Source organism: Streptomyces sp. NPDC059169 (assembly GCF_042755225.1).
GTDB lineage: Bacteria > Actinomycetota > Actinomycetes > Streptomycetales > Streptomycetaceae > Streptomyces.
Window position 1 is genome coordinate 29,107 of the sequence record NZ_JBHZCF010000018.1, and the last position, 19,975, is coordinate 49,081.

The window sequence follows — 19,975 nt, forward strand, 5'->3', positions numbered from 1 at the left end:
GAGGCCGTGACCCATGGAGCCCGCCCGCACCCTCAGGGCTGTTGCAAAGTCATTTGATCTTTTGTGAGTGCTGGTCAGGAGAGGCCCATGAGGTCCAGCGGTCGGCGGAAACTGCGGACCAAGGAGGCATCCTCGGCGAAGGAGCGCGCCTCGGTCAGCACCGCTGAGCAACATCGAAGCAGTGCGGCGCATCAAGGGGCGCATGGCCAAGATTCAAAGGGAGCTAGCGGAACTGACCGTCAAGGCCAACGTCACCGAGATCGGGGCGGACGCGTTGCGGGAGGCGTGGGCGGACTACTCCGTGCCTCGGAGTCTTCAACCCTGGTCAGATTGAGGTCCGCTGGAAGTAGGACGCGGCGTTCCGTGGGCCGCAAGGTGCGCAATACCCTCGCCTGCCAACTGGTTGAGAAGATCCCGTCCGGACAAGTCGGTTTGGCAAGCAGCCGACAGCACCACAGAGGGCCCGAGTCGAAGACGGCTGTCAGGTGCGGCCACGGGCGTCAGGTTGATGCGCATGGTGTGTGTAACCCGCTGCTCCGTGGCCTTCTTGCCGTTCGCCTCCACAACCCAGAACTTCGCTCCGCCGCCAAGCTCGTCCGACTCGCCCATCTCCATGGCCAGTTCGACTTCGACTGAGTCGTACCGGAAGTTCAGACCGTCCTTCACCTGGATGGTTGTCATCGCCGTGTGCAGCTCTGTGTAGAGAGACTGGATGGCGGCGGCAAGGTTGGTCTGTGCCACGGGAGGCTCCTCTTCAGCCGAGATGTCGTGAAACACGACGCAACCGACACCTCGCTGGTTCCTGCCCGGCAAGGTCATGGTCTCGTCCCGGCGGTACGAGAAGCCCCGGGAGGGCCGCTGCTACTACGTGACGGACGGCGACATCGTCGTCGTCTCCACGGAGCACGCCCGCTACGAGGACGAGATGCCCGCCGAGCCCGCGCGGCCGCACCCCCAGCCCGATCCGGACCCTGACCCCGAGCCGCCGGCCCCACCGCCGGGCGGAGGCGGCCCGCGCGGCGGCCGGCCGCACCTCCGGCCGGTGCCGACCTTCCCGGACGGCTCCCGTGTCCCCGACAACCGGCTGCCGCTGTGGCAGGCCCTTGAAAAGGCCGGTCCCGAGGGCCTGACGAAGCCGGAGGCGGTCAAGCGCGGCATCTGCAACCACCACACCTCCATCGGCCCGTGGCTGTCCCAGTGGGTCACCGCGGGCTGGGTCGAGGAGGCAGATAAGCGCGACCGCGCCGTCGTCTACGTCCTCACCGCTGCCCGGCACGCCCCCACCCCCGAAGCGACCGTCACCGACGAGGAGAACCCCGCATGTCCCGCAAGCCTGTGATCCCGACCAACGTCTACCCCGGCACCATGGCGCCCCATATGCCCATAGAGCAGTACCAGGCGGGCCACGCCTGCACCTGCGGGCACGGCCAGGCGCCGGTGCAGCAGATCGTCATCAAGCAGTCCGACCCCTGGGCCCGCTACATGGCGATCGGCTTCGCCGGGGCCAGCATCGGCCTCCTGGTCCTCGCGAGCGTCGTCGCGGCGCTCATCGCCGCGGGCCTGTGCGCGCTGTGCGTCGCGGCCGCAACCTGGGCACTGCGAGCCCTGCTTAGCACCCGCAAGGAGGCCAAGAAGCCGTAACGCGCGCCGGCTTCGGGGGAGGGCCCTGGCCGGTCGGCCAGGGCCCTTGGCGTGTCCTGTCGGACCGCCGTGCGATGATCCTCCGTCATGGGGAGACACACATGGGGGAAGACGGCTGGCGCGCTGATCCTGGCCGTGACCGCGGCGGCCGCGAGCGCCTGCAGCAGCTCGAACGACGAAGGCGACGCGAAGCCGACCGCGAAGGCGAAGACGGTGACCGTGGAGGCCGCGTCCACCATGTTCCAGGACGCGGTGACCAAGTTCGACACGAATGGCGGCTGTCTTGAGCAGGAGCCGGGTACATGCTGGGATCAGATGCAGGCGCTCGTGAAACCCGCGCGCGACCTGCGGAAGGCGATGAACTCGGAGAAGTCCGTGGGCGCCGACTTCTGGACCGACGCGTACGCCCTGATCGACACCATGGAAAAGGGTATTGCCGTGGGCGACGACAAGGGCGCCACTGCCGTGGGCACGAACCGGCCCGACGTCCTCGGCTCCGCCCACGACCTATCGGACTGGCTCGACGAGCACCCGATCAAGTAAGGGACGTGCAGCGGCATCCGAGCGGCAGCAGTTCGCCGGATGCCGCGCCGGCCTACTGGCCCTTCGGCTCTCCCGCGGCCAGGCGAGGGCCAATGCGAGCACATCGTTCGGCATAGGCCGACAGGTGCCGGGCCTCGAACTCTGCGGCGTCCCAGTCCTCCGCGCGGACATCTCCGCCCAGCCAGACGTACGCCCACCCGGTCGCGCCGGTGGAGAGCGCTACTTTCCGCAGGTCGTACTGCTCGTCCTCGAACGCATCGAGGATGCGCCACTCCGCGTTGCTCAGATCGGTGAGCACCACGCCGGGAGCCGCGCCACCGAAGGCTCGGACGACGAGGCCCGGGTAGACGCGGCCCTCGAGCGCGGCCGTGCGATATCCGGGAGCGGACGCCGGAGTTCGATGAGGTATCCGCCCCAACAGCCCCTTGAGGACATCATCGAACTGCAGGGTGCCGTAGCAGAACAGAAGGTCGGGACCTTGCGACAGCCGGTCCCTGTGGTGCGGAGTCTCAGACACTAGTAGGGCTTGGTCAGGTTCGCTCGATGGTGGCGTGTCTTCTTGATCGGTCGGCTCGTTGATCTGGTGTGCTGGGTGGGGAGTTGGCTGCGGTCCGGTGTGATCTGGAGGACTTCGCGGCCGAGATGTTCGAGCCGTTCGCGCGAGTGGATCAGCGCCGATGGGGCGGGGTCTACCTGCGCGGACTGTTGCTGGGCGGCGGCCGCAAGTCGGTGGAACCGATGGCCGCCCGCCTGGGCGGGGACGGCAACCGGCAGGCCCTGGCCCACTTCATCACCACCAGTCCGTGGGATGCGGCGCATGTCCGGGCCCGTCTGGCCTGGCGGATGCAGCCGGTCATCAAGCCCACCGCGCTGATCATCGATGACACCGGGTTCCTCAAGGACGGGAACGCGTCCGCGTGTGTGACCCGGCAGTACACCGGCACGGCGGGCAAGGTCACCAACTGCCAGGCCGGGGTCTCGCTGCACCTGGCCTCCAACGGCGCCTCGACAGCGGTGAACTGGAGGCTGTTCCTGCCCGAGAGCTGGGATCCCGCCTCGCCGAAGGCCGATCCGGCCAAGGTCGCCCGCCGCGACCCGTGCGCGATCCCCGCCGAGGTGGGCCATGTCGAGAAGTGGCAACTGGCCCTCGACATGATCGACGAGACCCGGTCCTGGGGCATCGAGGTCCCGCAAGTGATCGCTGACGGTGGCTACGGCGACACCGCCGCCTTCCGGCTCGGCCTGGAAGAACGCGGTCTCACCTATGCGGTGGGCATCTCGACCACGACCACCGCCCAACCCGAGGACGCACAGCCCTGCACCCCGGCCTACACAGGCCGAGGACGACGGCCGGTCCCGGCCTACCCCGAGCCGGCGCAGACCGTGAAGAGCCTGGTCATCGCGGCAGGCAAACGCGCCGCGCAGCCAGTGCAGTGGCGGGAGGGCTCACGGCCCGGCAGCGGCCGCAGCGGGCACAAGCGCATGTACTCCCGCTTCGTCGCCCTGCGGATCCGGCCCGCCGGACGCGAGATCCGCAAGGCCACGACCGGCGCCGAGCTGCCGGTGCGCTGGCTGCTGGCCGAATGGCCCGCCACCGAGGACGAACCCGTGCAGTTCTGGCTGTCCAACCTGCCCGAGAACACCCCGCTGTCCGCCCTCGTGCGGACCGCGAAGCTCCGCTGGCGCGTCGAGAACGACTACCGGGAGATGAAGCAAGCCCTCGGCCTGGCCCACTTCGAAGGCCGCACCTGGCCCGGCTGGCACCACCACGTCACCCTCGTCTCCGTCGCCCACGCCTTCTGCACCCTGCAACGACTGTCCCGCTCCCCAAAAGAGACGGCGCCGACCTGAGCCTCTACCGAGTCGTCCGCGAACTGCAGTTACTTCTCGCGGTCTGGATCGGCGCCTGCCCCACCTGTCACCGCGACATGCCAGACCCGGCACCAACCTGACCAAGCCCTACTAGGGCTTCCACTCGTCGTCGAGCATCGAGTGCACGACCGAGTCACGCCATCGGTCCGCCTTCTGGATGTGGGCGCGAATGGTGCCTTCCTGGACCATGCCCGCGGCTGTCATGGTCTTCGCTGACGCTTCGTTGAGTGGGGAGCGTGCGCCCCAGATGCGATGCAGGCCGAGGTCCTCGAACCCGAGGCCCAACAGCAGGCGGACGGTCTCCAGGCCGTAGCCGACACCCCAAGCGTCTGGGCGCAGCGCGAAGCCGAACGTGGCTGCGCGCTGCTGGTGGGGGTCCATAGCGAGACGTCCGTACCCGATCAGCGCGTTCGTGTCCCGCTCGACGATGGCGAGTGCGTACTCGCTGCGCGGCTCTGTCGTCGCCGAGGCGATGGACCGGGCGACGATCTGGCCGACCTGCTCGCGGGTACGCGGCTCGAACGACAGGTGTTCCGTCGCCTCTGGGTCGCCGTAGATAGCGAACACCGCATCGACGTCGTCGACGGTGAGCTCGCGGAGGCTGAGGCGCTGGCTGGAACGCTGGACCGGATACATGCCAGGAACCTTAGCGCTGCGTTCCCGAGGGGAGCACCGGCCGACGAGGCGGGAAGACCGCGATCTCCTCCCGCAGGTCGTGGGCCACAACAGCGGTGCGGACATTGGTGGTCATGAGTGCCTGCCGGACACGTTGGGCGGAGACGATGATGCCGTTGTTCCGGTACGTGGGCGGGAGGTCCAGGACCGGGCGGATGGCGTGTGCGGCACCGTCCACATCTCCGCTGTAGAGGAGGACGAGAGCCTGGTTGCACTGGGCTCCGGCCAGGTCCCCGAACGCCCAGTTCGGGTCTTCGCGGTCGCTGAACCCCTGCACGGCCCGTTCCGCCTGCACCGTGAGTTCCGCATCGCCGTGGCCGAGGAGCGCCTCGGACTCCACGGAGTAGTACGTCTGCTTCTCTGGCGAGTAGGTGAGGAGGCCGCCGAGCTGATCGAGGTCGTCCAGGACGACGCTCCCACGACGGTCGACCGCCTGAAGGTTCGCCGCCCGGACGGTCTCCTCGTCGCCGAGGACGGCCGCGGCGCGTGCCTGCAGGCCGAGAAGCCACAGGCCGACGGTGCCGTTGAGGTTGGAGGAGAGGGCCGTTCCCTTCTGGGCGTAGAACAGGGCGTCCCCGGGCCGGTCTGCCCAGTATTCGATGAGCGATTGCAGACCGTTGACCAGAGCCATCAGGCCCGGGTGTTCGGCGTCCTTGGCGAACGCGCCGGCGAGCAGGCTCATCGTCCTGGCTTGCTCACGGTCCTCCATGTCGTTGAAGCCCTTGGCTACCAGGAACGCCAGTACGCCGGCCATGAAGTTGAGGTCGCTGAGCTGGGACGGACGGTGTTTGCCGGTCTCCAGATTGAAGATGACGTGATCCTGCGCATCCAGCAGGTTATCCCAGATCGACGCCAGTGGTACACGCGGGTAGTCGCGGACGAGCCGGGCGACCTGGTCGTGCAGCAGCGGGAGCGTGTTGTCCCCCACCCTTTCGCGGTCCGCTTGGAGGACGTAGTTCCGCGCACGTCGAACGGCCATTGCGCCGCTCCTTTTCATCTCGCTCAGGTCCATGCCGGGTTCGGCATGGTGTGCAATGGGCGACGTGCCGACCAGGGGAACGAAGTCCGGGGCGACCCCCTCGGGGACTTCGGTCCACAGGTCATCGATGCTGTAGCCGAGCATTTCGACGATGACCCGGCGGAAGGTCTTCTGGGGCTTGCGCCCCTCGTAGATCCAGCCCTCGAAGGTCTTCGGGGCAGGGTCCACGTTCGTCAGACCGAGCCGTTCGGCTGCCTTCCTGTACGGCGGAAGGAACTCGTCAGCGCTGCGAATACCGCGCCTTTCGAGTTCGAATCGGAAGAACAGCACGGTGCCTCCCATCCCATCCGCCTAGCACGTCACTGCCCCGACGTTAGAACACTGTCCCCATCAACTTGCCCCCTACAGACGCTACTTAGCAGTTCCGAGGTGAGTCCGAGGAAGACGCGAGGAGAACAGTCAACTTTGCGCCAAACCCCGAGGACAGTCTGGGGGTAGAGCCGTCTGCACGCCGTTGCCACGCTCATTACAGCCCTCGCTGAGAGTGCCCGGACGTGCACATTCATGGACCAGGGAGTTCCCCCCATGCCCCCCAGAGTTGCCGGAGCGACGACCGAACGGACGCCTCGCGTTGCCCTGCACCGCGACGGGGATCTGATGCGCGAGAGATTCAGGGTCGCCCCCCGCTGCAGTGACGCACCACCACGCGTCGAGGACACACACCGGGTGCGAGTGATGCGGCGGATCACTGCCGCGAGGCTCAGGCACTGCGGCCTGGAACCGCTGATCGACGAAGTGGCGATCATTGTCTCCGAATTGCTCACCAACGCGGTGCTGCACAGCGGCACCACTGAGATCGCCCTGAGCCTCAGCATCCGGAATGGCCATCTGCGCGTCACCGTCTCCGACGGCATGCAGGGCGGCGCCACGCGCAAAGACATCGACGAGAACGCCGAGTCTGGGCGCGGACTCATCCTGGTCGAGGCTTTCGTTGCGGAACGCGGCGGAGCCTGGGGCACCAGCGACGACGGCGCCACCACTTGGTGCGACCTCTCGATCCCCGAAGAGGTGGCCTGATGGTCGCCGTGACGGAAGACGTTGCCATACAGCTCCTGAGCCGGCGCGCCTCCACCGACGACGAGACCGTCAGGGTCCTTCTCGGCGGCCTTCGCCGTTCCCTCGCCTACGAGGCCGTCACCGACGAACTGTGGGACGACCTGGAAGCCGTACTCGGCGAGCACGCCCGCCTCACTCAGTTCGAAACCACGGTCATCGTGAGGCGGTTCCGGAAGGCCACCACGACGTTCGTGGAGATCGTGCCGCATCTCGTGCGTCCGTACCCCCTCGACGAGTTGACTCACCTGATCGACCTGAGCGCCGAACAACCTCGCTTCGATGCTGCACACGGCCACCTGCGCCGGTTCGCCCTGGCCATCCTCGCCCTGCTCGACCTGATGGGAGATGCCGCCTCGTGACGCGCTGTCGTCCGTTGCCCATAGCCCGCTCATCCCGCCGAGAGAGAAGAACGTTCCGTGCTCGCTGCCACTAAACCGCGGCTGATCCCCTTCATCACCCAGCGCAAGGGGGAGGACGCCGCACCGGACAACCTCATCATCGTCCGTCACGCCTCAGGCCCTCGACTGTACTACGCGGATGAGGACGCCAAGGGCAGGGACCGGCCCCTGCGAGGCGTGCTGTGGGCGCGCTGCGGCTTCAACTCCGTGGACGAACACAAGATGCCGACGGGCGAGCCGCAGTGGAAGCTCGTGCACCCGTACCGGCAGATGATGATGATGCAGGCCATGCGGTGCCAGGTCTGCACGGAGCCTGCCCGCACGCCCCTGGGCTTCATCTTCATTGCTGGTCCCAAAGACCACGACCTCACGCAGGCCACCATCACAACGAACCAGCCGCCGGTGTGCCCGAAGCACGCCCGCGCGGCGGCCGCGCTCTGCCCGCACCTCGAGAAGAACCCGATGGTGTTCCTCGCGCGGAGTGCCCCTCTGTACGGGGTCCACGGCACCCTGTACGGCCTCAACGCGGATAACAAGGTGCACGTTGTCGCTCAGCCGGACCACGCACTGCCCTTCGGGCATCCGAACGTGCCCACGCTGCTCGCCTCCCAACTGATCCGGCGCCTGAGCTCGTTCCAAGTCGTCGGCCTCGACGAGCTGACGCAGGAGTTGACCGCTCTCGCTGCGTAGACGGCCTGCCCGGTGGCCCGGATGACACCCCGTCACCGGCCATCGGGCAGGTAACAAGCTCCGCCCGTAAGACAAACGGCATTCGGCGCGGGCGGAGGAACGGCGCTGGGGCCTACGTCCCCCATGGGCCCCAGCACCAGCCGGACGTTCAGAAATGCATTCGAAGACATCTCAAGCCCCCGAAGGGGAGGAACCTGTTGAACTCGACCGATGAGTTTCGCGTCGCCTCGTGGAACGTCGAGCACAACGGCATCAGCAACAGCGGTGATGATGCCAAATGGCACCTGGCCATGGACATCCTCGTCGAACTCCAGCCGCACGTACTCCTCCGCCAGGAGATCACCCGCGGGGACATGTTCGGCGGGCGAGCGATATGGGCGGAGGCTGCTCGTCTCGGCGGCAACGGCCCGGCGCACACGGCGTTCCTCGCTACTGCCACCCCGGAGTCAGCCAATCCGACCGGTGTCTACACCGACCCGTCTCTGTGTACGCCCGTCCATTACTTCGAGCACGTCACCAGTATGTGGCATCCGATCTGCAACCCGGTCGTACGGCTCAAGGGCGCGCCGTCGACGCTGAGCCTGGCCTCATTCCACCTGTGTTCCTTCGACCCAGCCCAACGGGCGAGCGAGGCGAAGCGTCTTGCCATGCTGGGTCAACCGGGCATGGCGGCGATCATCGGCGGCGACTGCAACTCCTATCCACACCGATCCGACGACGAGACGGCCGCGTTACCCGATTGGGACAAGATCGCTGACCGGTCGCACTTTGAGGCCCGCACGATCGAGCGGGGCGGCGAACGCGTCTCCGACACCCGGCCGGACGAGATCCTCGCTGGCGAGCACGACGGGCGACCGCCGGTCTTCAAAGACCTGGGGCACCACGCCGCGACCGTGCTCGGCCAGCCGGATGCGCTCGACCCCACGGCATCGCTGTGGCGCACGGACCAAGGCCCTATGCGGCGGATCGACCGCATCTATGCGACCCCGCAGGTAGCCGAGGCCCTGACCAGGTTGGAGGTCATCGTCACCGACGACGTTCGCGAGGTCTCCGACCACGCCCCTGTTGTCGCTACCTTCAGCCTTGCCAAGCTGCGCCGCGCCCTGTCTGGGACCTCTGGTGAGAAGGCGGTCGCAGCATGAGCTCTCGAATCACTGTGCTCTCCTGGAATTTCAAGAACAACGGCGGCGGTGACGCCGCAAAGCGTGTTCAGGCGCACGAGAGGCTGGTGTCCCTGAGCCCCCACCTCGTGCTTCGTCAGGAGATGTGGCGCGCGGACACCGACGGCAACGCGATCCTGTACGAGCTGGAGAACGTTCTCGGTATGCGCGGCTGGCTCGGCCCGGAATCGTGCACCGCGATCTTCGCCGACCCGCGCTTCTTCCACCCGGTGCGTGAGTGGCCCAAGCCCGGCACCATGTGGGTTCTGCCGCCCACCGCGCTGACCATGCGCTACCTGCCCGCTGGCACCGAAGCCACACCGCTCGCCCTGGCCTCGTACCACCTCAACTACGCATCGAGCACCAACCGTTCTGCCGAGGCGGAATGGCTGTCGACGTGGGCCGACAAGAAGTGGACCAACCTACAGGGTGAGACCGTACGGATGCCGTGTCTTGTCGCCGGCGACAACAACAGCTATCCAGTCCCCGGCATCGAGGGCGACCCCGCGCTACCGGTGCTGAACGAGATCAAAGACCGGCCGCACCGCCTACACCGCTCGTTCATAGGCCCGGACGGTACTCGGGTAATGGATACCCGCCCGGATGAGGCGCTGCGCACCGCCGGCCTGGAGGACGTGGCCCGCCACTGGTCTGCCAAGCACGGAGACAAGGCCGCAGTCTCCCGAACGGTCAACGCCTGTGAGACGCACGGGCCGGACTCCCGCATCGACCGCCTTTACGCCACCCCCGAATTGTTGGACGCGGTGACTGGTGTGGATGTGATCGAGGTCCCCGAGGAGGTTTCGGACCACCACATCGTTCGGGTCACGCTCGACGGCGACCGCCTTTCGGACATCCTCAACCAGCAGCCGAACATGCTCGAGTCGCTGGTCGCCCCCTGAGACTGCCGCTCGGTGGGACGGATGCCCGTCCTGGCCACCGAGCGGGTAACAAGCTCCGCCCGTACGAACGCCGGCATTCGGTACGGGCGGAGACGCGGCGCTGGGGCCATACCCCCTGGGCCCCAGCGCCGGACCAATTCGCCGCAATCCGACAGTTGATCGCTGCCCCCGGAGCCCCACGCCCCACGAGACCCACCCGCTGTCGGGCCGCCTTCGGCGCCCGGGCGGCAGCACCAGCACCAAAGCGACACCTCAAGGACCCCAAGAGAGAAGGAAGCTCCGCATGTTCATCGACATCCCGAGCGAACTCGAAGCCTCTCTGATCGAACGTTCTCTCCCGCCCTGGGAACTGGACGGTTCGTTCCTGGCGCAGTCCACCATTGCGGAGTACCGGACCGAGCTGACGGCCGCCCCACGATTCGAGGATGTCACCGCGACCCTGCGCCACGCGCTGACCGGCGAGGGCGGCGGATACGCCGTCTTGCGCCTGGGAAACCTCTCCAAGGTGCTGGGGACCGACGATGACCGGTTCCTGCGGCTGGTGACGGGCTTCGCGGCCGAGGTGGCGGTCCCCTTCTCGCCCTTCCCGCGGTGGCCCCTGTGGAAGGACATCGGGGTCAAGGTCGACAAGGACCCCGGCAAGTCCAGCGGCATCGGGTACAACGCGTTTCACATGGACCTGGTGAACGGGACCCTGCCCCCGGACTACACCACACTCCTCTGCGTTCGCCGCGACCCGCTTGGCGGCGGCCCCAGCATCCTTTCCGACGCCCACGCGGCGGTGACGCGGCTGTCGGAGGACAGCCGCGCCCTGCTGGCCGAGTCGGCCTACCACTACGGGACCTTCTTCGACCTGTTCGGCGTGGGCGAAGAGTACAAGCCGTTTCCGATCCTGGATGGCTCCGGCCCGGGCGAGGGGTTCGTCCGGTTCACCGCCAAGATGCTGGAGAGGTCCGAGCTCGGCCAGGCGCACGCCGACGCAGCCAGGGAACTCGCCGAGGAGCTCGTCCGGGGTCAGGTCTCCTTCATGCTTCAGCCCGGGGACTACCTCATCGTGAACCAGCGCCGTTTCCTGCACGGTCGGGAGGCGCTCCACAGCGGTCAGGAGACCGTCCCGGTCTCCGACCGGCGGCTACTCCTCCAGTTGTTCCTGCGCGCGGGGGCCGGCGATGGCTCGGCCGCGTAGCCGGCCGACGGCACCGGCGACTCACCGAGTCCCGCCCCCGGGTCCAGCCCCGGAGCACGCGGCACGGCCACGGGGCTGGGGCCGGTCGGGCGCCCCCGGATACCGTCGCGCACCCGGTTCCCCGGGCCCGTGCACGGTGTTAGATGCGCGAGTTGCTCAGCGACTGCCACACAGCGCCGGCCAGTGCCCGCGTCGCCCGCGGGACCGACAGGCGCTCGTGCCGGCGGTACAGGGCCCAGTTGTATTGCACGAGCGACAGCTTGTTGGAGGACAGCGATCCCGCCTGGTGGGCCCTGTAAATCGCAAGTGGCTCAGCCAGGCCACGGGCGTCAGCGCCGTCCCGCATGATCGACAGCCACAGGGCGTAGTCCTGGCGTTTGCGCATCTCCGGCATCCGCCTCGTGCCCAGGACATTGCGGTCGTACATGGCGGTGAGTGCACCGATGTGGTCTCGGACCAGCATCGCGCGGTAGTCCACGTGCTCCCGCGCACGGACCACCCGCCCGTTCGGGACCCAGTCGGTGCTCTCGCCGTCGTAGTCGGCGTCCATCTTGAAGTACGAGGTGAACGTCAGCGGGGCATCACCTTCCGCAGCGAAGGCGAGCTGCTTCTCGGTCTTCTCCGGAAGCCACATGTCGTCGCTGTCGAGAAAGGCGATGTAGTCCCCGCGAGCCCGCTCGATCGCGAGGTTGCGGGCCCGGCCCGCACCGCCCCGTTCGGGTGCCGACTGAGGCAGGACGCGCTCGTCCTGCTTGGCGAACTCGCGGAGCAGGTCCATGGAGGCGTCGGAGGACTGGTCGTCGGTGACCAGCAGCTCCAGGTCGCTGTGGGTCTGTGTGAGTACCGATCGGACGGCCGCGCCGAGGGTGGCTGCCGAGTTGTACACGGGCATCACGACCGACACCAGGGGCACAGCACTTCTCCTTGCCAGACCAGGAACGACGGTCCATTCAAGCACCGGAATCGAGTAGGAGCTGCCATGCAGATTGTTGTCGCTGGTCAGGGCTATGTAGGGCTTCCTCTGGCCGTACGCGCGGCCGAGGTGGGGCACTGTGTCGTCGGCTACGACGTGGACACGGACCGTGTCCAGCAGCTCGCCGCTGGCCAGTCCTACGTGCGGGACGTGGACTCCTCGCGGCTGCGCGCAGTGCTGGACTCCGGGGCCTACTCCGCGACCGCCGACGGTGCCGCGCTGGCCGGCTTCGACATCGCGGTGATCACCGTGCCGACCCCGCTGCGGGACGGCGTGCCCGACCTGACCTACATCGAGTCCTGCGCCCGGACCCTGGGGGAGCACCTGTGCCCCGGCGCGACGGTGGTCCTGGAGTCCACGAGCTATCCCGGCACCACCGAGGAGCTGCTGCTGCCGATCCTGGAGGAGACCTCGGGCCTCAGGGGCGGGGCAGACTTCCTGGCTGGCTTCAGCCCCGAGCGGATCGGAAACAAGCGGTGGTCGTTCGACGGGACGCCGAAGCTGGTGTCCGGAATCGACGCCAAATCGCTCGACGTGATCAAGGGTTTTTACGACGGCATCTTCGAGGCCACGGTGCCGGTGTCAGGGCCGAAGGTCGCCGAGCTGGCCAAGCTGCTGGAGAACACCTTCCGGTTCGTCAACATCTCCATGATCAACGAGATGGCGATGCTGGCCGATGCCCTCGGCGTGGACATCTGGGAGGCGATCGAGGCCGCCGCGACCAAGCCGTTTGGATTCACGAAGTTCACTCCGGGGCCGGGGGTCGGCGGGCACTGTCTGCCCGTCGACCCGATGTTCCTCTCGTGGAAGGCCCAGCAGGAGCTTGGCATCCCGTTCCGGTTCGCGGAACTCGCCGCCGACGTGAACTTGCACATGCCCGACTACGTCGTCCGGCGCCTCGTGGAAGCACTCAACAAGAAAGGCATGCCGGTCAACGGATCTCGGATTCTGCTGCTCGGCCTGACCTACAAGTTCAACGCCACCGACCTTCGCAATTCCCCTTCGACACGTGTCGCCGAACTTCTCATCGGCCTCGGCGCCGACGTCCGCGGCGCCGAACCCAACCTCCCGGACGGCGACGACACCGGGCTGAACGTGCCCCGGGTCGAAGCCACCCCGGAAGAAGTGGCCGCCGCTGATGCGGTGGTTCTCCTCATGGATCATCCGCGATTCGACCTCGCGATGGTCGAGGAGCACGCGCCGTACGTGCTCGACTGCCGAAACCGCCTGTCCGGAGCGAACGTCGAGACGCTGTAGCTCCCGAACTCCCCTGGCCTGCTGCTGACTTCAACCCCCGGAGTTCCCTTGCGTGAAGAATGGGAGCACGTCCACACGGACTACGCCCGGCCCGCGCTGCGCCCCGCTCCTGCCTCGTTGGCCGAGAGCGAGGGCGACTGGCGCCGCTACCTGGAAGATGACACCCCGAACGGTTGGCTGATCCAGCACAGCGCGATGGCGGAAGCACTCGCCAGCGGCCGGCCCATGTACCTGCTGCACACCACCAAGGACATCGCCGCGATCCGCGCCAGCGGTGAGCTGCACGTCTCCACCGGGTGCCTGGTCGGGGCGCTGTACTGCTCCCCTCTGGTACGTCAGCGTGAAGGAATGCGTCCGCACAATCTCGGCGCCTACCTGATGCAGACGAAGCCCGACACCGCGCCCATGATTTTCGAGGTCATCCCGGATGCTCCGATCCCAACCAAGGGTGTGGATTATTTGCATCTCGGTGCCATCCACCTGCGTACCTACCTGCGCTACCGGAGCTTTCTCACCCGGGCCGAGAACGGCCAGCTCGACCATGTCGTGCTGGCCGGACTGGGCGCCGCGGCCGGATTCCTCGACAGTGCCCTGCGCAACGCAGTCGGCCGCGCCACGGCGGCCCCCGAGTTCATTGACCAGTTGGCCGCTGCCGTGCCTGCCGTACCGTTTCTCGGCTACCTGTACTTCGAGGTGCTGTCCGAGTACCTGATGCTCAACTCCACGGCTCCGGAGACCAAGGCCTACGCCCAGGTCGGAGAGCTGAACAACTGGCTGTACAAGCGACTCGCGTTCGCCGCCGTGGACGGCATGCACCGGTTGTTCGACCTGGCCCGCTTCCATCCGCGCCACCAGCAGCTCGTCCAGCTCATCGCCGGCGTGGAACCGGCGCTTGCTCCGGGAGTCGCCGAGTACGTACGGCGGCGGCTATCCCATCTGTTCGCCCGGATCGCGCTGCACCCGTCCCAGGACGCGGCCACGGTGACCTTCCAGGGCATTGATCTCAGCGCACTCCGGTACGTCGCGCCAGGACTGATCGGGCAGATGATCTTTCGCGAGATCCGGTATATGCCGCGCTATCGGCAGCTCTACCACTGCTTCGAGAAGGCCAAGGCGCTGGAGGCTTGGGACTACTGGAACCACGAGGGAATCCCCACGCCCTTCAATGGCATCCTCCCCAAGGGCGAGATCGGGATACACCCCGTCCACCCCCGGTCGGCCGTCAGGGCGTGGACGGCAAAGCAGGACAGCAGAGGCTTCCTGCACCCGGCCCAGGAGATCACCGCGGTTCTCACGCCGCACCTGGCGTCGTGGTGGGCGCCCCCTCGCAGCCACGGACGCATGATCACCACTGATCCGCAGGTCACAGTGGACCGTAGTGCCCCGACCTCGGTTCCCGCACACCGATCATCCATCGAGGGGATCTCCGCGTGACCACGAAACCCTTGACGATCCTCACCGGCATCAACCGCACGTCCGAGCCTTCGTCCGGCAGCATGATCCTCGTCAGCGACCTCTACCGCGCCATGCCCGACACCCATACGACCTTCCTCGGCCGGACACCGGTCCATCAGGTGTGGAAGACCGGGTTCGATCACCTGATCCCCCTCTCCACAACGAAACGACCCCAGGGCCCCGGCTTCGACACCTACGTGGACGAGCTGACGCAAGAGGTAGGGACGCTCATCGGGCAGATCCGACCGGACGCCATCCACGCCCAGAACGTCGGGTTCGCCCTCAGCCTCGCGTTCAGTCGCACCGCCGGAACCATCCCGATCCTCTCCATCGCGCACGGCCCCGAAGTGATGGCAGCCGAGCGGAACACGGCGGAACACAAGGCCTTGCTCGAAGTCGCCGGCGCCAGCGCCGCGATCGTCACCCCGACCTCCGTCCTCGCCGACCGCATCGACCGCCTCACCGGGCGCCGGTTCACCGACCGCATCGCGGTCATCCCGTGGGGCATCCGTCTGGCCGATGCCCATGCACGCGATCAGCCTTCCGCAGGGGCCGGACCCCTGTCTCTGGTACAAGCCGGCCGCCTGGACGACAACAAATCCACGATCACCGCCATCGAATCCCTCACATTCACCGATCAGCCGCACCACTTGACCGTGATCGGCAACGGACCCCTACGGGAGCATCTGGAACAGCGGGCTATCGCCCTCGGCCTGCGGGATCGGGTCAATTTTCATCCGTTCCTGCCCCGCGCCGAACTGTGGCACCGCCTGCCGAACTTCGACGCCTGGGTCTTCACAACCACGGGTCTGGAGGCTTTCGGGCTCGTCCTCATTGAGGCTCAAGCCCACGGGCTCCCGGTTGTCTACTCCGATCTTCCCGGAGTGATGGAAATCCTCGGAGGCGCTGGCATCGCCTACACTCCGGGCGACCCGCGCTCGCTGGCTACGGCCCTAGACGAGATGGGCCGGGACTCCCACCAACGCCGGGCCCTGAACAAGGCGGCTCTCGATAACGCGCGCCGATACGACATCACTACCACCGGCCGCCAGCTTCGCGAACTGACGCTCCGCGTTACCTCCCCCCGGGGCAGTCATCGGTGGGGCCCGTACACCAAGGGCCCCACCGATGTTGGGGTGTAACAGAACGCGGTCGTTGACGTTCCTGCTGTGAAGGGGGTTGCGCTTTACGTCAACCCCGCATTGATCCGGAGGAACGGTGACGACCGCTATAGCTGCCCTTTCGTCCACGACCGGCAGGTCGCACCTGCAGGAGTCTCTGTTCTCCTGGCTCGCCCCGGAGAGCGCCCCGCCCCTGCCCGAGACCAAGGCCCTGGTGGAGTCCGACCCCGGAGGCCCGCCCGAGCCCCCCGCCGAGGAGGAGAAGGCCGACCTCTCCCACGTCTGGGTTGTGGCCGCGGAGATCCAGGTCATCCCGAAGATTGCGAAGGTGGCGGACTACCGCGGCAGCTTCAAGGCGACCGAGGGCCAGCGCATCGACGCGCTCGAGGTCTACTGCAAGGGATGCCGGCGCCCGTACGACGAGGTCACCGGCCAGGACTGCTCAGCGAAGATCGACAACCGGCATTTGATCGGCGGAGACCAGAGCACCCGGGCTAAGCGGAAGATTCCCGTCCCGCCCCGGAACGCCCGGGTCGTGCCCGGCGGCCGTATTCAGCGCCGCGGCATCGAGGCCTACGTGGGAGGGGTGTCGCGGCCCCCGCGCTGACCACGCGACACTAACTCCGCCCGCTGTCCACTGTGCGCGGCGTGACTACTCAGCGAACCTCCTGGGCGCTCGCGCGCGAAGCCGCCGGCCTGTTCCTCACCGCGTTCGGCCTGCTCGGCGTCCTCGTGGCGTTGGGCGCACTCCACTGGGCCGCCGGACTCTCCGCCGCGATGGCCGGTCTCCTCGCTACGGGCCTGTTCATGCGCCCGAAGCCGACCGCAGCGCGCTGGGCGCACCTTGCCCGTGCCGCCGTCTGCATCCTCGGCTACGGCGGTCTCACCGGCTGCGCGTTCGCCCTCTGCACCCCCCTGGGCTGGATCGGCGTCGCCCTGGCGGTCGTGCTCCTCGGCCTGTGGCTCACCACCCGTGAGAACGAGGACGAGGGGGCCGCCTGATGCCCCGCCAGTTCCTCCCCACGCTCCGGGGACTCCTCGTTCCGCGCTTCGCTGCTCCCCCGCCCACACCGACCGCTGAGACCAAGGACCTGCTCGCGGGCAACGCCTACGTGTCGATGACGTACGCCGGCGTCACGAACGTGTGGGGCACGCCTGGCCGCGCGGACGGCTGGGACATGGAACGCGTCATCGTCGAGGGCTACGAGCGCTCCATCTGGACCTTCAAGTCCATCGAGGCGATCAGTAAGCACGCCAGCACCCTCCCGATCCAGATCGGCCGGGGCGGAGACGAACGGCGCTTCGAGGAGACTCTCGACGACCACCCGCTGCTGAAGCTGCTCAACAAGAAGGCCAATCCGCTCGAGACCGGCGATGTCTTCAAGAAGCGGCTGAGCGCACAGCTCCTTCTGTCGAAGAAGGGCGTCTTCATCGAGAAGACCTACAGCCGCGGCGGCACCCCCGTACGCCTCGACCTGCTTCCCCCTGACCGCGTCCAGATCATCCCCGACGATCGCAACGCCGACTACGTGAAGCACTTCGAGTTCACGGACTACAGCGGTCACGTCCGGGAGCTGCTGCCCAAGCACGTCATCTGGATCAGGGACCCCCACCCTCTCGATCCTTTTTGCGGCGTCACCCCGCTTGAAGCGGCGGGCCTGTCCATCGACCTGGACGTCAAGGCACGCACCTACAACATCAGTTTTATTGACAATGACGGCAGACCGGGCGGAATCGTCGGTATCGACCTGGACGGAGTCGACCAGCGCGAAGTCGACCGCATCCAGAAGCGATTGGCCCCCGGCGCACACAACGCCGGCCAGCTCACCCTCGTGGGCACCGGGCCCGGCGGAGTCACCTACGTCGACACCTCCGCCCGCCCCCGCGAGATGGCCTACGAGACGCTGTCCAGCACTGCCAAGGGCGAGATCCTGGCCGCATTCGGCGTCCCAGAAAGCATCGTCGGGAACGCCTCCGAGCGGACCTACGCGAATGCTGACCGCGAGGAATACAACTTCTGGGACCACACGGAGCTGCCCCACCTCAACCTGATCGCCTCCGGATTCGACCCGGACCTGGATGACGAGTGGATCGTCCGCTTCGACACCTCCAGTGTTCAGGCGTTGGAGTTCCCCCGCCGCCAGGCCCGCGAGGAAGCCCGCAAGGAGTGGGAATCCGGCCTCATCACGATCGACGAGTACCGGGAGATCGCGGGGCGGCCAGCATTCAACGTCCCACAGTCCCGGGCTCTTTGGATCTCGCCGCAGAAGGCCCCCGTGCCCGCCAACGACCAGGACGCCGCTGCACTCGGCCTCGGCCCCGACCCGGCCGCGGGTGAGACACCCGGGGCTGCGCCCACCGGTGCCCCGCTCCCGCCGGGCACCGCTCCGGACACCGCGGCCGCCGACGTCGCCGCAGCACGGGCGCAGGGCACGCCCCTCGCCCTGCCCGCGGGTTCGACGGCTACCGATACCGTCGCAGCGGCCCGCGCCACCTCCACCGTCGGCGGCCCCGGTGACGCGGCCGCCGACATCGACCGCACACGCAGCACCCAGAACACTGCGCTCCCCGGCGCTGCCGTCGAGGACGTCGACGCCGCCCGCGCCACGGTCGAGACCAAGGCCCTGCCCGAGGGCGACGGATGCGAGGTCACCGATGACGACTTCGACGCCCTGTCCATGGCCGTGGCCGCAGCCGTCACCGCGCTCCTCGCACGTCAGGAAGGCGTCATACTCGCCCGGCTCCACGCCCCAAGAATCCGCAAGTACACGAGGTACTGGGAGCCCGAGAACGACGACGACGTCCGGCACGTCGACGCCGACCTCGACCAGGACCGTGTGGTCAGCGCCGCCCGCTGGGCCGAGGAGACCAGCCAAACCCTGACCCCGATCCTGCAACAGGCGGCCATCGCCACGGCACGCAAGGTCGGCCAGGCCCTCACCGGCACGGACGAGGTCCCGCCGGCCGCCGCCGCGGCCGCCATCGTCACCGCGGCGTACGCCGGCGAGGCCATCACCGGATTCCTCGCCGAACTCGCCGCCGTCCTCCGCGACGCCCAGCACGACGCCACGGACGTCGGCGACCTGGAGCACGCCGTCGTCAGCTACTACAACTCCGCAGAGCCCGCCCTGATCGCCCGTGTCGCCGAGACGTGCGCCGTGGCGACCATCAACGGCGCCGCAGACGCCGCAGCGGAACACGCCGGACCCGACGTCGTCCGGACCTGGATCACCCGCGAAGACACCCGCGTACGGCCCGCCCACAAGGCACTCCACGGTAAGACGCTGCCCGTCGGCACCCCGTACACCGTCGACGGCGCCAGCCTCCGCTACCCCGGCGACCCCTTCGCCCCCATCGCCCTCACGATCAACTGCCGCTGCCGCCTGCACTACAACGCTGACGAGGAGTCCCCGTGAGACGCACCATCAGCTTCATCCGACGGAACCTCAGCGCGATTCTCTGGGGCGCCTGGGCGGTCTTCTTCGCTGTCTACGAGAGCATCGCGTTGTTCACCAAGAACGACGACGACACGCTGAGCGAGAACACTCGCAAGCTGTTCCGCATCCGCAGCTCAAAGGTCGGCCGCGCAGCGTTCACGGTCATCCTGGGCGGAGGCGCGGCGTGGTTCCTGCTGCACATCCTGACGGAGACGATGTAGGTCAGCGCCGTCGTCCAAGGGTCGGCAGGCCACCGCGGACAGCTCTGATGCTGTTGCTCTGGCCCTCAACCGGTGTCACCTTCTCAGGTGCTGCGTCACGCCACGCAGGCGCCGACGCGGCGACCCTCTTCAAGGGGCCGGTCACCCGGGGCTTCTTCCGTGGCTTATCGGGCCGCGGCTCAGGAATGAACGTGCGTTGAGCTGGCTTCGCCCGGTCCTCTTCCAACGTGCTGCGCTTCGCCGACTGCCACGCGGGTCCCCGAAACGGCGTGGTGATCGCCTCTTCCCCGTCCCACCCGGCATGCAGCCTGCGCTCCAGAACACCTTGGGAGACCACGCACCGGTCATC

The 19,975-nt window shown here is 67.5% G+C and carries 23 protein-coding genes; 18 read left to right on the forward strand and 5 right to left on the reverse strand.

The genetic code is table 11. The features are described from left to right. The first annotated feature begins 202 nt into the window (after nt 1–202). On the forward strand, nt 203–334 hold the full coding sequence (locus ACFXOM_RS28290) for a hypothetical protein (RefSeq protein WP_385039937.1): 132 nt from the start codon (nt 203–205) through the stop codon (nt 332–334). On the opposite strand, the gene ACFXOM_RS28295 is transcribed toward ACFXOM_RS28290, so the two are convergent. Continuing rightward, on the reverse strand, nt 316–741 hold the full coding sequence (locus ACFXOM_RS28295; protein WP_385039940.1) for a trypco2 family protein: 426 nt from the start codon (nt 739–741) through the stop codon (nt 316–318). The two genes, ACFXOM_RS28290 and ACFXOM_RS28295, sit on opposite strands and share 19 nt — an antisense overlap. A 76-nt stretch (nt 742–817) precedes the next feature. Here ACFXOM_RS28295 and ACFXOM_RS28300 point away from each other — a divergent pair, with 76 nt between their 5' ends. The 3 genes from ACFXOM_RS28300 (at nt 818) to ACFXOM_RS28310 (ending at nt 2,184) form a co-directional block, all read left to right on the forward strand. Continuing rightward, nucleotides 818–1,339, forward strand: a complete 522-nt coding sequence (locus ACFXOM_RS28300) for a hypothetical protein (RefSeq protein WP_385039943.1) — start codon at nt 818–820, stop codon at nt 1,337–1,339. Next, complete coding sequence (locus tag ACFXOM_RS28305; protein WP_385039946.1) at nt 1,321–1,641, forward strand: hypothetical protein; 321 nt, start codon at nt 1,321–1,323, stop codon at nt 1,639–1,641. The genes ACFXOM_RS28300 and ACFXOM_RS28305 overlap by 19 nt, the downstream gene beginning before the upstream one ends. 87 nt (nt 1,642–1,728) lie before the next feature. Further along, nucleotides 1,729–2,184, forward strand: coding sequence for a hypothetical protein (locus ACFXOM_RS28310; RefSeq protein WP_385039949.1), 456 nt, complete (start codon nt 1,729–1,731; stop codon nt 2,182–2,184). 52 nt (nt 2,185–2,236) lie between these two features. On the opposite strand, the gene ACFXOM_RS28315 is transcribed toward ACFXOM_RS28310, so the two are convergent. After that, complete coding sequence (locus ACFXOM_RS28315; protein WP_319645964.1) at nt 2,237–2,701, reverse strand: gamma-glutamylcyclotransferase family protein; 465 nt, start codon at nt 2,699–2,701, stop codon at nt 2,237–2,239. 125 nt (nt 2,702–2,826) lie between these two features. Between ACFXOM_RS28315 and ACFXOM_RS28320 the strand changes: the two genes are divergently transcribed. Beyond that, entirely contained in the window at nt 2,827–4,035 is a 1,209-nt protein-coding gene (locus tag ACFXOM_RS28320) for an IS701 family transposase (RefSeq protein WP_385040200.1), read from the forward strand. 111 nt (nt 4,036–4,146) lie between these two features. Here ACFXOM_RS28320 and ACFXOM_RS28325 read toward each other — a convergent pair whose 3' ends face one another. Both ACFXOM_RS28325 and ACFXOM_RS28330 read right to left on the reverse strand, forming a co-directional pair. Continuing rightward, on the reverse strand, nt 4,147–4,692 hold the full coding sequence (locus ACFXOM_RS28325) for a GNAT family N-acetyltransferase (RefSeq protein ID WP_385039953.1): 546 nt from the start codon (nt 4,690–4,692) through the stop codon (nt 4,147–4,149). A 10-nt stretch (nt 4,693–4,702) separates the two neighbouring features. Continuing rightward, complete coding sequence (locus ACFXOM_RS28330) at nt 4,703–6,040, reverse strand: hypothetical protein (protein WP_385039955.1); 1,338 nt, start codon at nt 6,038–6,040, stop codon at nt 4,703–4,705. 255 nt (nt 6,041–6,295) lie between these two features. Between ACFXOM_RS28330 and ACFXOM_RS28335 the strand changes: the two genes are divergently transcribed. The 6 genes from ACFXOM_RS28335 (at nt 6,296) to ACFXOM_RS28360 (ending at nt 11,162) form a co-directional block, all read left to right on the forward strand. Further along, nucleotides 6,296–6,787, forward strand: a complete 492-nt coding sequence (locus ACFXOM_RS28335) for an ATP-binding protein (RefSeq protein ID WP_385039958.1) — start codon at nt 6,296–6,298, stop codon at nt 6,785–6,787. Further along, nucleotides 6,787–7,185 (forward strand): DUF6415 family natural product biosynthesis protein, encoded by a 399-nt coding sequence (locus tag ACFXOM_RS28340; RefSeq protein ID WP_385039961.1) that lies wholly within the window; start codon nt 6,787–6,789, stop codon nt 7,183–7,185. Before ACFXOM_RS28335 ends, ACFXOM_RS28340 begins: the two co-directional genes overlap by 1 nt. A 57-nt stretch (nt 7,186–7,242) precedes the next feature. Then, a complete protein-coding gene (locus ACFXOM_RS28345; protein ID WP_385039964.1) occupies nt 7,243–7,914 on the forward strand; it encodes a hypothetical protein in 672 nt (223 codons plus the stop codon). A gap of 197 nt (nt 7,915–8,111) precedes the next feature. Then, on the forward strand, nt 8,112–9,056 hold the full coding sequence (locus ACFXOM_RS28350) for an endonuclease/exonuclease/phosphatase family protein (protein WP_385039966.1): 945 nt from the start codon (nt 8,112–8,114) through the stop codon (nt 9,054–9,056). Further along, nucleotides 9,053–9,976 carry an endonuclease/exonuclease/phosphatase family protein gene (locus tag ACFXOM_RS28355; protein ID WP_385039969.1) on the forward strand — a complete coding sequence of 308 codons (924 nt, stop codon included), beginning with the start codon at nt 9,053–9,055 and terminating at the stop codon, nt 9,974–9,976. The genes ACFXOM_RS28350 and ACFXOM_RS28355 overlap by 4 nt, the downstream gene beginning before the upstream one ends. Nucleotides 9,977–10,259: 283 nt before the next feature. Beyond that, nucleotides 10,260–11,162 (forward strand): TauD/TfdA family dioxygenase, encoded by a 903-nt coding sequence (locus ACFXOM_RS28360; protein ID WP_385039972.1) that lies wholly within the window; start codon nt 10,260–10,262, stop codon nt 11,160–11,162. 139 nt (nt 11,163–11,301) lie between these two features. Here ACFXOM_RS28360 and ACFXOM_RS28365 read toward each other — a convergent pair whose 3' ends face one another. Then, nucleotides 11,302–12,075, reverse strand: coding sequence for a glycosyltransferase family 2 protein (locus ACFXOM_RS28365; RefSeq protein ID WP_385039975.1), 774 nt, complete (start codon nt 12,073–12,075; stop codon nt 11,302–11,304). 66 nt (nt 12,076–12,141) lie between these two features. Here ACFXOM_RS28365 and ACFXOM_RS28370 point away from each other — a divergent pair, with 66 nt between their 5' ends. From ACFXOM_RS28370 to ACFXOM_RS28400, 7 genes are all read left to right on the forward strand, one after another. Continuing rightward, nucleotides 12,142–13,392 (forward strand): nucleotide sugar dehydrogenase, encoded by a 1,251-nt coding sequence (locus ACFXOM_RS28370; RefSeq protein ID WP_385039978.1) that lies wholly within the window; start codon nt 12,142–12,144, stop codon nt 13,390–13,392. 48 nt (nt 13,393–13,440) lie between these two features. Further along, nucleotides 13,441–14,826, forward strand: coding sequence for a hypothetical protein (locus ACFXOM_RS28375; protein WP_385039981.1), 1,386 nt, complete (start codon nt 13,441–13,443; stop codon nt 14,824–14,826). A gap of 11 nt (nt 14,827–14,837) precedes the next feature. Next, entirely contained in the window at nt 14,838–15,989 is a 1,152-nt protein-coding gene (locus tag ACFXOM_RS28380; RefSeq protein ID WP_385039984.1) for a glycosyltransferase family 4 protein, read from the forward strand. 76 nt (nt 15,990–16,065) lie between these two features. After that, nucleotides 16,066–16,575, forward strand: a complete 510-nt coding sequence (locus tag ACFXOM_RS28385; protein ID WP_385039987.1) for a hypothetical protein — start codon at nt 16,066–16,068, stop codon at nt 16,573–16,575. Between the two features lie 41 nt (nt 16,576–16,616). Next, the gene (locus ACFXOM_RS28390) at nt 16,617–16,970 is read left to right on the forward strand and encodes a hypothetical protein (RefSeq protein ID WP_385039990.1); all 354 of its coding nucleotides are present in this window, start codon (nt 16,617–16,619) and stop codon (nt 16,968–16,970) included. Further along, nucleotides 16,970–19,384, forward strand: a complete 2,415-nt coding sequence (locus tag ACFXOM_RS28395) for a phage portal protein (protein WP_385039993.1) — start codon at nt 16,970–16,972, stop codon at nt 19,382–19,384. Before ACFXOM_RS28390 ends, ACFXOM_RS28395 begins: the two co-directional genes overlap by 1 nt. Beyond that, entirely contained in the window at nt 19,381–19,626 is a 246-nt protein-coding gene (locus ACFXOM_RS28400) for a hypothetical protein (RefSeq protein WP_385039996.1), read from the forward strand. The genes ACFXOM_RS28395 and ACFXOM_RS28400 overlap by 4 nt, the downstream gene beginning before the upstream one ends. Nucleotides 19,627–19,975: the final 349 nt, after the last annotated feature.